The sequence below is a fragment of the Pseudomonas saponiphila genome (assembly GCF_900105185.1).
GTDB classification, from domain to species: domain Bacteria; phylum Pseudomonadota; class Gammaproteobacteria; order Pseudomonadales; family Pseudomonadaceae; genus Aquipseudomonas; species Aquipseudomonas saponiphila.
This window is the reverse complement of sequence record NZ_FNTJ01000001.1, coordinates 4,322,440-4,334,987: the sequence shown is the minus strand read 5'-3', so window position 1 is coordinate 4,334,987 and position 12,548 is coordinate 4,322,440. Positions and strand designations below refer to the sequence as shown.

The 12,548-nt window shown below is 60.8% G+C and carries 14 protein-coding genes; 7 read left to right on the top strand and 7 right to left on the bottom strand.

Translation table 11 applies throughout. From position 1 onward, the window contains the following. The first annotated feature begins 3 nt into the window (after positions 1–3). Positions 4–687 (top strand): lipoprotein-releasing ABC transporter ATP-binding protein LolD, encoded by a 684-nt coding sequence (gene lolD / locus BLV47_RS20400; RefSeq protein WP_015634822.1) that lies wholly within the window; start codon positions 4–6, stop codon positions 685–687. 71 nt (positions 688–758) lie between these two features. After that, positions 759–2,003: a lipoprotein-releasing ABC transporter permease subunit gene (locus BLV47_RS20395; protein ID WP_092316548.1), complete on the top strand. Its 1,245-nt coding sequence runs from the start codon at positions 759–761 to the stop codon at positions 2,001–2,003. Positions 2,004–2,067: 64 nt separating this feature from the next. On the opposite strand, the gene BLV47_RS20390 is transcribed toward BLV47_RS20395, so the two are convergent. Both BLV47_RS20390 and BLV47_RS20385 read right to left on the bottom strand, forming a co-directional pair. Next, complete coding sequence (locus BLV47_RS20390) at positions 2,068–3,423, bottom strand: heavy metal sensor histidine kinase (protein ID WP_092316546.1); 1,356 nt, start codon at positions 3,421–3,423, stop codon at positions 2,068–2,070. Further along, positions 3,423–4,103 carry a heavy metal response regulator transcription factor gene (locus BLV47_RS20385; protein ID WP_092316544.1) on the bottom strand — a complete coding sequence of 227 codons (681 nt, stop codon included), beginning with the start codon at positions 4,101–4,103 and terminating at the stop codon, positions 3,423–3,425. The genes BLV47_RS20390 and BLV47_RS20385 overlap by 1 nt, the downstream gene beginning before the upstream one ends. A gap of 154 nt (positions 4,104–4,257) precedes the next feature. On the opposite strand from BLV47_RS20385, the gene copI reads away from it, so the two are divergent. Next, positions 4,258–4,809: a copper-resistant cuproprotein CopI gene (gene copI / locus BLV47_RS20380; protein ID WP_092316542.1), complete on the top strand. Its 552-nt coding sequence runs from the start codon at positions 4,258–4,260 to the stop codon at positions 4,807–4,809. Positions 4,810–4,876: 67 nt separating this feature from the next. After that, a complete protein-coding gene (queF, locus tag BLV47_RS20375; protein ID WP_092316540.1) occupies positions 4,877–5,707 on the top strand; it encodes an NADPH-dependent 7-cyano-7-deazaguanine reductase QueF in 831 nt (276 codons plus the stop codon). A gap of 62 nt (positions 5,708–5,769) precedes the next feature. Here queF and BLV47_RS20370 read toward each other — a convergent pair whose 3' ends face one another. After that, positions 5,770–6,033, bottom strand: coding sequence for a DUF4404 family protein (locus BLV47_RS20370; protein WP_092316538.1), 264 nt, complete (start codon positions 6,031–6,033; stop codon positions 5,770–5,772). A 122-nt stretch (positions 6,034–6,155) separates the two neighbouring features. After that, positions 6,156–6,776, bottom strand: a complete 621-nt coding sequence (gene pcrP / locus BLV47_RS20365) for an HAD superfamily inactivated hydrolase PcrP (protein ID WP_092316535.1) — start codon at positions 6,774–6,776, stop codon at positions 6,156–6,158. 204 nt (positions 6,777–6,980) lie between these two features. Here pcrP and BLV47_RS20360 point away from each other — a divergent pair, with 204 nt between their 5' ends. Further along, positions 6,981–7,667 carry an MlaA family lipoprotein gene (locus BLV47_RS20360; protein WP_092316533.1) on the top strand — a complete coding sequence of 229 codons (687 nt, stop codon included), beginning with the start codon at positions 6,981–6,983 and terminating at the stop codon, positions 7,665–7,667. Between the two features lie 66 nt (positions 7,668–7,733). Here BLV47_RS20360 and BLV47_RS20355 read toward each other — a convergent pair whose 3' ends face one another. Continuing rightward, positions 7,734–8,033 (bottom strand): PilZ domain-containing protein, encoded by a 300-nt coding sequence (locus BLV47_RS20355; RefSeq protein WP_092316531.1) that lies wholly within the window; start codon positions 8,031–8,033, stop codon positions 7,734–7,736. A gap of 276 nt (positions 8,034–8,309) precedes the next feature. Between BLV47_RS20355 and rssB the strand changes: the two genes are divergently transcribed. Both rssB and rssC read left to right on the top strand, forming a co-directional pair. Next, positions 8,310–9,491, top strand: coding sequence for a two-component system response regulator RssB (gene rssB, locus BLV47_RS20350; protein ID WP_092317335.1), 1,182 nt, complete (start codon positions 8,310–8,312; stop codon positions 9,489–9,491). Continuing rightward, positions 9,491–9,973 (top strand): anti-sigma factor antagonist RssC, encoded by a 483-nt coding sequence (rssC, locus tag BLV47_RS20345; protein ID WP_016968051.1) that lies wholly within the window; start codon positions 9,491–9,493, stop codon positions 9,971–9,973. Before rssB ends, rssC begins: the two co-directional genes overlap by 1 nt. 73 nt (positions 9,974–10,046) lie before the next feature. Here rssC and tal read toward each other — a convergent pair whose 3' ends face one another. Both tal and dusA read right to left on the bottom strand, forming a co-directional pair. Beyond that, positions 10,047–10,973, bottom strand: coding sequence for a transaldolase (gene tal, locus BLV47_RS20340; protein ID WP_092316529.1), 927 nt, complete (start codon positions 10,971–10,973; stop codon positions 10,047–10,049). Positions 10,974–11,150: 177 nt separating this feature from the next. After that, entirely contained in the window at positions 11,151–12,161 is a 1,011-nt protein-coding gene (gene dusA, locus BLV47_RS20335; RefSeq protein WP_092316527.1) for a tRNA dihydrouridine(20/20a) synthase DusA, read from the bottom strand. Between the last annotated feature and the right edge of the window lie 387 nt (positions 12,162–12,548).

Genomic DNA, 12,548 nt, shown 5'->3' with positions numbered 1-12,548 from the left:
GGCATGAGTGAAAAAGCAATCCTGAGCTGCCGTGACCTGGGCAAGTCCTACGAGGAAGGCCCGGAATCGGTGGTGGTCCTGTCCGGCCTGCAACTGGAACTGCATCCGGGGGAGCGAGTGGCCATCGTCGGTACCTCCGGCTCCGGCAAGAGCACCTTGCTCAACTTGCTGGGCGGCCTGGATACGCCGTCCAAGGGCAGCGTCTGGCTGGCCGGCGAGGAGCTCTCGGCGCTGGGCGAGAAGGCTCGCGGTCAGTTGCGCAATCGCGCCCTGGGCTTCGTCTACCAGTTCCACCACCTGCTGCCGGAGTTCACCGCGCTGGAGAACGTCTGCATGCCGCTGCTGATCGGTCGCACGCCGATCCCGGAAGCCCGCCAGCGTGCCACCGCGCTGCTGGAGCGGGTCGGCCTTGGCCATCGCCTGGAACACAAGCCGGCCGAACTGTCCGGCGGCGAGCGCCAGCGGGTGGCCATTGCCCGGGCCCTGGTGAACAAGCCGGGGTTGGTGATGCTTGACGAGCCCACCGGCAACCTTGATTCGCACACCGCCCAGGGCATTCAGGACCTGATGCTGGAGCTCAGCACGTCGATGCGCACCGCCTTCCTGGTGGTGACCCACGACATGAACCTGGCCCGGCAGATGGATCGCGTACTGCACCTGCAAGAAGGTCACCTGGTCGCCATCTGATGCGGCCGCACGCGGCGTTGGCGGCTGGCCCGCCGACGCCGGGTCATTAATTTTTCCAGGGTGCCTTGCCCATGTTCAGACCCTTATCGATCTTTATCGGCACGCGCTACACCCGCGCCAAACGGCGCAATCGCTTTGTCTCGTTCATTTCCATGACCTCGATGATCGGCCTCGCCCTGGGCGTGCTGGCGATGATCGTGGTGCTGTCGGTGATGAACGGTTTCCAGCGGGAGATGAGTTCGCGGATCCTCGGCATGGTGCCGCACGCCACCATTGTTGGAGTCAAGCCCATCGATGACTGGCAGCCGGTCGCCGCGGCGGCCCTGAAGAACCCGCAAGTCACTGCCGCGGTGCCCTTCACCGAGATGGAAGGCATGCTCTCCTACAAGGGTGCGATGCAGCCGATCCAGATCAGCGGCATCGACCCGGCTCAGGAAGGCAAGGTCTCCATCGTCACCCAGCACATTGTCCAGGGCAGCCTGCAGGACCTGAAGCCTGGTGAGTTCGGTGTGGTCATTGGCGAGATTACCGCCCGGCGCTTTCGCTTGAATGTCGGCGACAAGCTGACCCTGATCGTGCCCGAGGTGAGCAGCGCGCCAGGAGGCATCACCCCGCGCATGCAGCGTCTCAACGTTGTCGGTGTGTTCAAGGTCGGTGCTGAACTGGACGGTTCCATGGGCCTGATCCACGTGGCCGATGCCGCCGAGATGCAGCACTGGCAGCCGAACCAGGTGCAGAGCGTGCGCCTGGCGGTCAAGGATCTGTATGCCGCGCCGCAGGTTTCGGCGGATATCGCCAAGGGCCTGGGGGCGGACTTCCGCGCCGACGACTGGACCCACACCCAGGGCAGCCTGTTCAGCGCCATGAAGATGGAAAAGACCATGATCGGCCTGCTGTTGCTGATGATCGTCGCGGTGGCGGCGTTCAACATCATCGCCACCCTGATCATGGTGGTGAACGACAAGGGCGCGGATATCGCGATCCTGCGTACCATCGGCGCCACGCCGCGGCAGGTGATGGCGATCTTCATGGTCCAGGGCACGGTGATCGGGATTGTCGGCACCCTGATCGGCGGGGTGCTGGGGGTGATTGCGGCGTTGAACGTCAGCGAACTGGTGGGCTGGCTGGAGCGGATCAGCGGTCAGCAGATCTTCAGCTCCGATGTGTATTTCGTCAGCAACCTGCCTTCCGAGTTGCAGGGCGGCGATGTTGCCTTGATCTGCGGCGCAGGTTTTGTCCTGAGCTTCCTGGCCACCGTGTATCCGGCCTGGCGCGCATCCAAGGTCGAGCCGGCCCACGCCTTGCGCTACTCCTGATATCCGCGCCGGCTCCTGCCTGATCAGTGTAGGAGCCGGCTTGCCGGCGAACACAGCCTCAATCTCATTTCGGCAACTCGATCACAAAGCGGGTCCAGCCCGTCGCCGATTCGCAACGGATCTGCCCGCCATGGGCGCGAATGATCGACTGAGTGATTGCCAGCCCCAGCCCCGCATGTTCGCTACTGCCTTCGCGCCGCGCCGGGTCGGCCCGGTAGAAGCGATCGAACAGTCGTGGCAGCGCCTCCTGGGCAATGCCTTCGCCGCTGTTCTCGATGTTCAGGCTCAAGTGCTGGGCACTGTCGTTGATCCGCACCTTGATCGAACCTCCGGCCGGGGTGAAGCGCAGGGCGTTGTCCAGCAGATTGGACAGCGCGCGGCGCAGCATGCTGCGGTCGCCGGCAAAGCCGGCGTGGCCTTCGCGGGTCAGTTCGACCTGGGCGTCTTCGGCCAGCGGCGCATAGAACTCCAGCAGCATGTCGATTTCCTGAGCCAGCTCCAGCGCTTCGCGCTTGGGGTTCAGCAGGCCGTGGTCGGCCTTGGCTAGATAGAGCATGTCGTTGACCAATTGCGCCATCCACTGCAGCTCTTCGAGGTTGCTGTGCAGGGCTTCGCGGTAATCTTCAAGCGTCCTGGGCCGGGTCAGGGTGACCTGGGTGTGGGTTAGCAGGTTTGACAGCGGCGTGCGCAGTTCATGGGCAATGTCGGCGGAAAACGCCGAGAGGCGTTGGAACGACTCTTCAAGGCGCGCGAGCATGGCGTTGAAGGTGCTGGCCAGTTCCGCCAGTTCGGCGGGCATTTGCTCCTGGGGCAGGCGTTGGGTCAGGGAGTTGGCGGATACGCCGGCAGCCACCGCGCTCATGCGCCGCAACGGGCGCAAGCCGCTGCGGGCGGCCCAGGCGCCGAGCAAGGCGGTAGCCAGGGCCGACAGGCCCACGGTCAGCCAGATCAGATGCTGCATGCGTTGCAGAAAGTGCTGGTGATGGGTGATGTCGAGGATCAGGGTCAACTGCGCCGAATCGGGCTGGCCGGGATTCAGCGCGGCGCTGTAGATCCGGTAGGCGCTACCGGCCTGGTTCAGGCTGTGCAAGCTGGTGCTGTCGGGCAGCGAGGCGGGCAGGCTCGGGGCGCTGTCGAACCACAGCCGGCCGTTGGCGTCGCTGACGCGTAGCTGCAGGTCCGGCTGATGGCTCAGCTCGTCCTGCAACCTGGCCTGGTGCCGGGAGAAGTCCGCGGCCTCGCTGACATCCTGCAGGACGCTGCGCAGGGCCAGCAGCTTGCCGTCCAGCAGTTGCTGATCCAGTTCGATGAAGTGGGCTTCGCTGGCACGGCTGAACAACACGCCTGCCAGCAGTGAGACGACCGCGGTGCATGCGGCGAACAGCAGCGCCAGGCGCCGGCTCAGGGACAGGCGGCGCATCAGGCCTGGCGCTCTTCGAGCACATAGCCCATGCCGCGCACGGTATGGATCAGCTTGTTCGGGTACTCGTCATCGATCTTCAGGCGCAGGCGGCGGATCGCCACTTCGATGACGTTGGTGTCGCTGTCGAAATTCATGTCCCAGACCTGGGAGGCGATCAGCGATTTGGGCAGGACTTCGCCCTGGCGCCGCAGGAGCATTTCCAGCAGGGCGAACTCCTTGGCGGTGAGATCGATGCGCTGGCCGCTGCGCTCCACCCGACGGCGGATCAGGTCCAGGCGCAGGTCAGCCAGTTGCAGGCTGGTTTCCTGGGCGACGCTGCTGCCGCGGCGCAGCAGGCTGCGCACCCGCGCCAGCAGTTCGGAGAAGGCGAAGGGCTTGACCAGGTAGTCGTCGGCCCCCAGCTCCAGACCATGCACCCGGTCTTCCACGGCATCTCGGGCGGTCAGGAACAGCACCGGGATTTCCAGGCCGGCACCGCGTACCGCCTGGAGAATCTGCCAGCCGTCGCGCCCCGGGAGCATCACGTCGAGAATCAGCAGGGCGTAGTCCCCGGTCAGCGCGAGGTGTTGGCCAGTATTGCCATCAGCCACCAGTTCGGCATTGAAGCCGGCTTCGCTGAGGCCCTGGCGCAGGTAGTGGCCGGTTTTCGGTTGGTCTTCGACGATCAGCAGTTTCATGGTGCGACTCATGGCTTATGGAACCCGGGCTTTATACCGTGCAGGGAGGCAGGGCAGGTCAAGCTGACAAAGTTGTAATCTGGCTGTCAGCTGGCTGGCAGCGGTAGCTCGCTAGAGTGTGGCATATGCTCAAAACGGTTTTTGGAGCCTGATAATGAATGTGCAAAATCTGCTGTTGCGCAGCCGCTCGATGCTTGGCGGCTGTTTGATGTTATTGAGTGCGCCGCTTTGGGCCTCGCCGGCGGGGTCCTATGATTTTGGTCGGCCGGCCCCGGCAGCCACGGCCACCCGTACTGTCGAGGTGGTGATGGGCGACATGTCGTTCAGCCCCAAGGCTCTGGCGGTCAAGGCGGGCGAAACCGTGCGTTTCGTGTTGATCAACAAGGGCCAGTTGCTGCACGAGTTCAACTTGGGCGATGCGGCAATGCATGCCGAGCACCAGCAGGAAATGCTCAAGATGCAGCAAGGCGGGATGCTCACGCCCACCGCGATGAAGTCGATGGATCACGCTGCCATGGGGCACGGCTCGATGGCGGGCATGGAGCATGGCATGCAGCATGACGATCCCAACAGCGTGCTGGTGGAGCCGGGCAAGCAGGCCGAGCTGACCTGGACCTTCACCAAGAGCGGCAGCCTGGAGTTCGCCTGCAACATTCCCGGGCACTATCAAGCCGGGATGGTGGGCAAGCTGACGGTCACTCCCTGAGGTTCGGGGCTCAAAGGCGGGAGCAAAGGCTGGTAGAATCCGCTGATTCTTCAGTCAGGTTTCCGCCATGCATCCCGCAGCCGAACATTCGCCGCTGGGCAAGTCCAGTGAATACATCTCCACATACACCCCGTCCCTGCTGTTCCCGATTCCTCGGGCGGCGAAATGGGCCGAGCTGGGCTTGAGCGCCGATACCCTGCCTTATAAAGGTGTGGATTTTTGGAATTGCTTCGAGTTGTCCTGGCTGCTGCCGTCGGGCAAACCGGTGGTGGCCATTGGTGAGTTCAGTATTCCTGCGGATTCGCCGAATATCATCGAGTCCAAGTCCTTCAAGCTCTACCTCAATTCGCTGAACCAGACGCCGTTCGTCGATCGGGCGGCGCTTGAAGCGACCTTGCGCGAGGACCTTTCCGCCGCAGCAGGCAAGCCGGTGGCTGTGCGTATCCGCAGCCTGGGCGAGGTCGAGGCGGAAGGTGTGGTGGCTCTGCCAGGGGTGTGCATCGACGACTTGGATATCAGCGTCGACAGCTATGCGCATCCGCGCCCGGAGCTGCTGCGTTGTGATGCCTCGCGAGTGGTGGAGGAGAGCGTGCACAGCCATCTGCTCAAGTCCAACTGCCCGGTGACCAGCCAGCCGGACTGGGGCAGCGTCGTGGTGGAGTACCGAGGGGCGGCGCTGGATCACGCCAGCCTGCTGGCCTATCTGGTGAGCTTCCGTCAGCACTCGGATTTCCATGAGCAGTGCGTGGAGCGGATTTTCCTGGACCTGCAACGTCTGCTCAAGCCGGAAAAGCTTACTGTCTACGCGCGTTACGTGCGTCGTGGCGGGCTGGATATCAACCCGTACCGCAGCACTGAAACGGCGGATTTCGCCAATCAGCGACTGGTTCGTCAGTAAACAGAAGCCCCGCACACAGTGCGGGGCTTTGGTTTCAAGGGGAGGGTGTTATCGGGCGCTGCTCAGATGCCGATATTGCCCAGGGTCTGAACGATGTTGCGCAGGGTTCCGGCGATGGCCGGGTGTTCCAGTTCGAAGCGTTCCACCGCCAGATTGACGCCGTCAGCGAGGCTGGCGTCATGGGTGTTGGTTTCCAGCTTGAGTTGCAGCTCGATCTGCTGCATCAGGTCATGCAGGTTGGCGCGCTCGGCTTCCGAAAGCGGTGGGTTCTGCTCCAATTGCTCGCGCAGGGTGTCGAGTTGTTCTTGCAGTTCGCGGGCAGGCATGGCGTTCTCCCTTCAATGATAGGCACAGGGATGGACCGCGCGATTACAGCAAAGATCCATGCCCACGGCTTAGAGTAATCCACTACCAGGCACTGTGCATGATCCTGATCAACAGGCTTATGTCAGGGCTTTTCACCCTTGAGTCGACGTTGTTCGATGTCCGCCAGGCAGGTCTGCAATTCCCCCAGGTGGTCAATCACCGAGTGCACGCCCAGGCCGAACAGTTGCACGGTGGCCTTGCCCCGTTTGAGCTCGCGCTCCTGTTGGCTCAGCGCCTGCCATTCGCTGGGTGTCATGCCGCACAGCGAGCCGCAGGAGGCCAGGCCTATGGTCCAGAGGCCGGCGTTGAGCCCCGACTGCAGAAGCTGGGGTTCGCCGCTGACCAGCACGCAGCCATCAAGGCGCGACACCTTGAGCGACATCAGCGCCTGCCAGCAGGCATCGGGTGCGGGCCATTGAGCGGGGACGACAGGGCTGGGCTTGATCCATTCTGGCAGCGTTGCGGCTAGATGGTGGGCGCTGGCAGGCGGTAGTTGCTCCAGCCATGCGCAGGGAATGCCTTGCTGTTGCAGGTGCTGCAGGGTTGCCAGGGCGCCCGGTGTGGCTTGGGCCTGTTCCGGGCCGGGCCTGGTGGAACCGTGCAGGCGCGTACGTGCACCAAAATCCACCAGGCAGCCGCTGAGACCGAAGAGTACGGCGGTCAAGGGCATGGCAATCTGGGGTGAGGCGTCGGCTTGGGGCATATCAACGTCCTTGAAATACCCGGCGAGGCTAGCGGGAAAAGGTGACATGCAGGTGACAGTCGGGTGAAGGTGAGCTGCACTGGCGGTCCGGCGCGTTCAGCCTGATTGCAGTGATGCTGCCTAAACCGGCGTATCCGTTTTATACTCCCGAGCCTAACCTCAGGGCATAGCCCCAAGAGAGAACAACCCAAGGAGTTTCCTGCTATGCGCTGGAGCCGTTATCTAGTTCCGCTATGTATGAGTGCCGGTGTGACGCTGGCTCCCCTGGTCGTCCAGGCGGCTGAAGAGGATCCGTGGGAGAGCATCAACCGTCCCATCTTCACCTTCAACGATACCCTCGACACTTATGCCCTGAAGCCATTGGCCCAAGGCTACCAGGCGGTCACGCCTAAGTTTCTTGAAGATGGCATCCACAACATGTTTCGCAACCTCGGTGACGTCGGCAACCTGGCCAACGACATCCTTCAGGCCAAGCCGCGTGCAGCCGGTGTGGATACGGCGCGCCTGCTGATGAACACCACCCTGGGGGTCGCGGGTTTTTTTGACGTCGGCACCAAGATGGGCCTGCAGCGCAACGATGAAGATTTTGGCCAGACCCTCGGTTACTGGGGCTTGGGTAGCGGCCCTTACGTGATGCTGCCGTTTCTGGGCCCAAGCACCTTGCGTGACGCGCCGGCCAAGTATGTCGACAGCTACACCGAACCCTATCGCTACATGAATGATATTCCTGCGCGTAACACCACTATTGGCGTAGACATCATCGATACCCGTGCCAGCCTGTTGTCTGCGGACAAGCTGATACGGGGCGACAAGTACACCTTCATTCGTAATGCCTACCTGCAGAATCGTGAATTCAAGGTCAAGGACGGTAAGGTCGAAGACGATTTCTGATCGAACAGCTGTCCTGCAGCAACTAAAAAAGGCGGCCATTGGGCCGCCTTTTTCATGGGGGGATTTTTACTTCATCTTAAGGATTGTAAGACCAAGTTTCTGACCGCCTCCGTCCAGCCCATTGACCCAGACCACTTCGGTCTCTGCTTCCAGCCCTTTCAAGGCTGCATGTTCGGAGTCGATACGCACGCTCAAGTGATCGCCGACCTGGAATGAGCGGGGTGCCTGAACCTGCATGCCGCTGCTGGAAAGGTCGATACAGACCGCTTCAATCACCTGTCCTTGGTGGATCAGCGTGACCTCGGCATCCACCCGCATGCGGATGTAATCGCGCTTTTCGCTGTAGTCACGCTGGTTTTGATTCATGGGTTCCATCCTGCGATTGAGTTGCGGTTTTGGCGGTTTTTATAACTCCCGGTGATTTGCGATGTAAAGACGTCAGGCGACCATCGGCATGAGCTTGAAACGCCCCGCGGATGGGAGTACCGTCTGCGCCTTAGAAGGGCACCTCTGATAGGCGGGCGTGCAGGGCTGAAGGTCCTGGCTCCACCTCCAGAGTGGCTAGAAAGCGAATCCAGTAGCGTGCGCCAGGCCCCCGGCCAAGCCAGCTACGCCAACCTAATTCTGGCGCCGTTTGCCCACATGCAAAAAACCAGTGCCACGCTGCTGATAATCGATGACGACGAAGTAGTACGCGCAAGTCTCGCGGCCTATTTGGAAGACAGTGGCTTCAGCGTACTGCAGGCTGCTAACGGCCAGCAGGGTCTTCAGGTATTCCAGCACGACCATCCCGATCTGGTGATCTGCGATCTGCGCATGCCGCAGATGGGCGGTCTAGAATTGATCCGTCAAGTAACCGAACAGTCGCCGCAAACTCCGGTGATTGTGGTTTCGGGTGCGGGCGTGATGAACGATGCGGTCGAAGCCCTTCGGCTGGGGGCGGCTGACTACTTGATCAAGCCGCTGGAAGATCTGGCCGTGCTCGAGCACTCCGTGCGCCGAGCCCTCGATCGAGCGCGCCTGCTCCTGGAAAACCAGCGTTATCGGGAAAAGCTCGAAGCCGCTAATCGCGAACTTGAAGCCAGCCTCAATTTGCTTCAGGAAGACCAGAATGCCGGTCGCCAAGTGCAGATGAACATGCTGCCCAGCAGTCCCTGGTCGATCGACGAATTCAATTTTGCGCACCAGATCATCCCGTCGTTATACCTGTCGGGTGATTTCGTCGATTACTTCCGCGTCGATGAGCGTCGTGTCGCCTTCTACCTGGCGGATGTTTCTGGCCATGGCGCCTCATCAGCCTTTGTCACCGTGCTGTTGAAGTTCATGACCACGCGACTGTTGTTCGAATCCAAGCGCAACGGCACCTTGCCGGAATTCAAGCCTTCGGAAGTGCTAGGCCATATCAACCGTGGCCTGATCAGCTGTAAGCTGGGCAAACACGTCACGATGGTCGGTGGAGTCATCGACGAGGAGACTGGTTTGTTGACCTATAGCATTGGCGGGCATTTGCCGTTGCCGGTGTTGTACACCCCGGACAGTGTGCGTTACCTAGAAGGGCGTGGTTTGCCGGTGGGTCTGTTCAACGAGGCGACCTATGAGGACCATGTTCTGGAGTTGCCACCGGTGTTCAGCCTGACGCTGATGTCCGACGGGATTCTGGACCTTTTGTCCGAACCTACACTCAAAGAAAAAGAAGCGGCCTTGCCCGAGCGGGTGAGAGCGGCGGGCGGCAGCCTGGATGGCCTGCGGCAAGTTTTTGGATTGGCCACGCTAGGGGAGATGCCGGATGATATCGCCCTGTTAGTGTTGAGCAGGAACCTTTAATGAGTACCGGTAGAATCCAGTTCGCCGAGCAGGATGGCACCTTCGTCCTGAAGTTCATCGGTGAAGTGCGCCTGACCTTGTGTTCGGCGCTGGATGCGACTATTGAGCGTATTTTCACTGCGCTGAATTTTTCGGCGATCGTCATCGATCTCACCGAAACCCGTAGCATCGACAGCACCACCCTGGGCCTGTTGGCCAAGTTGTCGATCCTGTCACGGCAAAAAGTCGGTCTGTTGCCCACTGTCGTCACCACCCACGAAGACATTACCCGGCTATTGCAGTCCATGGGCTTCGATCAGGTGTTCAACATCGTCGATCGTCCAATACCTTGCCCGGAATGCCTGACCGACTTGCCGTCCCAGGATCAATCCGAGGAAGTGGTGCGGATCAAGGTCTTGGAGGCGCACAAGATCCTCATGGGCCTCAATGATTCCAATCGCGAAGCGTTCCATGATCTGGTGAACGCTCTGGAGCGTCATTGATCGACTGAGGCGCTCGCGCATGAAAAAGGGCGAACCTGTGAGGGTTCGCCCTTTTTGCATTGCTGCAAAGCTATCAGAACTTGGCGGCCAGCAGGGCTTCGAGCTTCTCCTGGTCGCGGGCGAACTGGCGAATGCCCTCGGCCAGTTTTTCGGTGGCCATGGCGTCTTCGTTGGAAGCCCAGCGGAACTGCGCTTCGTTCAGGCTCTGACGGGGCTCACCGGTCTTGCCAGGACTCAATTTGCGTTCCAGCTTGCCGGTGTCGGCGGCCAGCTTCTCGATCAAGTCCGGACTGATGGTCAGGCGATCGCAGCCAGCCAGTTGCTCGATCTGGTTCAGGTTGCGGAAGCTGGCGCCCATGACCACGGTCTTGTAGTCATTGGCCTTGTAGTAGTTGTAGATGCGGGTTACCGACTGCACGCCAGGATCGTCGGCGCCGACGTAATCGTTGCCGGTGGCTTTCTTGTACCAGTCGTAGATCCGTCCCACGAATGGCGAGATCAGGAACACACCGGCTTCAGCGCAGGCGATGGCCTGGGCGAAGGAGAACAGCAAGGTCAGGTTGGTCTGGATACCTTCGCGCTCCAGTTGCTCGGCGGCGCGGATGCCCTCCCAGGTGGAGGCGATCTTGATCAGTACCCGGTCGCGACCCACGCCGGCCTTCTCATAGAGTTCGATCAGGCGATGGGCGCGCTTGAGCATGGCCTCGGTGTCGAACGACAGGCGGGCATCCACTTCGGTGGAAATGCGGCCGGGAATGACTTTGAGGATCTCTTGGCCAACCGCTACGCCAAAACGATCACTGGCCAGGCCGACATCGCCTTTGCAATTGCTGACGCAAGCGTTCAGCAGATCGGCATAACCGGGAATGGCCGCGGCCTTGAGCAGCAGCGAGGGGTTGGTAGTGGCGTCCACCGGCTTGACCCGGGCGATGGCCTCGAAGTCGCCGGTATCGGCCACCACGGTGGTGATGTTCTTCAGTTGTTCCAGCTTGGAAGTCATGAGCGTGCTCTGTCCTATGGGTCTGATGACATTACCCGAGCGCCGGCAGGCGCTCAAGGGCGCGAAAGGCTTACGGCGCCGCTGGGGGCGGCGACCTGAAAACAGCTGTCTGAATGCGGGACAGATTTCAGGTTATTCAGATATCAAAAGCCGCATCAGGTTCAATCCGCTTGACGGTTAACGTCCTTCAAGCAGTTGCCCGGCCTGATCCAGCAATCCCAATGGGTCTTGGGTCTTATGGATATCCACCGACAACAACTGGCGGAACTTGCGTGCTCCGGGGAAGCCGGTCCCCAGTCCCAGTACATGGCGAGTGATGTGGTGCATGGCGCCGCCGCTTGCCAGATGCTCGGCGATATAGGGCCGCAGTTGCGCCAGCGCCTCGGCACGGGAAATCACCGGCGCATCGCTGCCGAACAACTGCTGGTCCACCTGGGCCAGCAGGTAGGGATTGTGATAGGCCTCACGCCCCAGCATCACCCCGTCAAAGGTCTGTAGATGCTCATGGCAGGCCTCCAGGGTCTTGATGCCCCCGTTGAGGATCACCTCCAACTGCGGGAAGTCCGCTTTCAATTGCGCAGCCACGTCGTAGCGCAGCGGCGGAATATCCCGATTCTCCTTGGGCGACAGCCCCTCAAGGATCGCAATGCGCGCATGCACGGTAAAACTGGTGCAACCCGCCTCATGCACCTGGCCGACGAAATCACACAGCTCGGCATAACTGTCGCGGCCATTGATGCCGATCCGATGCTTGACCGTCACTGGAATCGACACGGCATCGCGCATGGCCTTCACGCAATCGGCCACCAGTTCCGGGTGCCCCATCAGGCAGGCGCCGATCATATTGTTCTGCACCCGATCGCTAGGGCAGCCGACATTCAGGTTGACCTCGTCATAGCCATGTTCCTGAGCCATTCGTGCACAGGCCGCGAGATCCCCCGGAGTACTGCCGCCCAATTGCAGCGCCAACGGATGCTCGCTCTGGTGGTAGCGCAGAAATCGCTCATGATCACCGTTGAGCAACGCACCGGTGGTGACCATTTCGGTATAGAGCAGGGTGTGTTTGGACAACAGACGCAAGAAGTAGCGGCAGTGGCGGTCCGTCCAATCCATCATCGGTGCAACGCTAAACCGCCGGGACAGCGTAGGGCTTGAGTTTACTGGGGTTGTAGCTGAATTCTGGACCATTTTGCTCTACGTGTTTAAGGCGTGTTCTAGGGGGTAAGTGGGCGTTTTCTGAAGGGCGTTGGCTCAAGCTGCAATCGCTTTGCGCTTGTATCACAAGGCGCTTGTCATGATCAGGGGCGCCAACGCACCGATCGCCGCATCGGCTATTCGGCACGGACAAGTGTGATTTGCAATGGGCGCGAGTTTACCAAGAGACTCAAACCTTCGCCCGAAAACCGGCCGTTGAGGTTTTTTGTATCGGAGGCGTGCGATTGAAGTTGCTTGCTATCTCATCCCGGAGCGCCATGTCACCAGGTCATGGCTGGACTCCAGGCATTTGCGCATGCCTTGAGTCGCCACCTTTTCTTCACGCGGGCCTGTAACGACATAGAGGGCTTCGTCGGTCGA

What these genes read in the sequence shown, in the direction of transcription:
- lolD (WP_015634822.1), top strand. Translation starts at nt 4, where the DNA reads ATGAGTGAAAAAGCAATCCTGAGCTGCCGTGACCTGGGCAAGTCCTAC.
- BLV47_RS20395 (WP_092316548.1), top strand. Translation starts at nt 759, where the DNA reads ATGTTCAGACCCTTATCGATCTTTATCGGCACGCGCTACACCCGCGCC.
- BLV47_RS20390 (WP_092316546.1), bottom strand. Translation starts at nt 3,423, where the DNA reads ATGCGCCGCCTGTCCCTGAGCCGGCGCCTGGCGCTGCTGTTCGCCGCA.
- BLV47_RS20385 (WP_092316544.1), bottom strand. Translation starts at nt 4,103, where the DNA reads ATGAAACTGCTGATCGTCGAAGACCAACCGAAAACCGGCCACTACCTG.
- copI (WP_092316542.1), top strand. Translation starts at nt 4,258, where the DNA reads ATGAATGTGCAAAATCTGCTGTTGCGCAGCCGCTCGATGCTTGGCGGC.
- queF (WP_092316540.1), top strand. Translation starts at nt 4,877, where the DNA reads ATGCATCCCGCAGCCGAACATTCGCCGCTGGGCAAGTCCAGTGAATAC.
- BLV47_RS20370 (WP_092316538.1), bottom strand. Translation starts at nt 6,033, where the DNA reads ATGCCTGCCCGCGAACTGCAAGAACAACTCGACACCCTGCGCGAGCAA.
- pcrP (WP_092316535.1), bottom strand. Translation starts at nt 6,776, where the DNA reads ATGCCCCAAGCCGACGCCTCACCCCAGATTGCCATGCCCTTGACCGCC.
- BLV47_RS20360 (WP_092316533.1), top strand. Translation starts at nt 6,981, where the DNA reads ATGCGCTGGAGCCGTTATCTAGTTCCGCTATGTATGAGTGCCGGTGTG.
- BLV47_RS20355 (WP_092316531.1), bottom strand. Translation starts at nt 8,033, where the DNA reads ATGAATCAAAACCAGCGTGACTACAGCGAAAAGCGCGATTACATCCGC.
- rssB (WP_092317335.1), top strand. Translation starts at nt 8,310, where the DNA reads ATGCAAAAAACCAGTGCCACGCTGCTGATAATCGATGACGACGAAGTA.
- rssC (WP_016968051.1), top strand. Translation starts at nt 9,491, where the DNA reads ATGAGTACCGGTAGAATCCAGTTCGCCGAGCAGGATGGCACCTTCGTC.
- tal (WP_092316529.1), bottom strand. Translation starts at nt 10,973, where the DNA reads ATGACTTCCAAGCTGGAACAACTGAAGAACATCACCACCGTGGTGGCC.
- dusA (WP_092316527.1), bottom strand. Translation starts at nt 12,161, where the DNA reads ATGGTCCAGAATTCAGCTACAACCCCAGTAAACTCAAGCCCTACGCTG.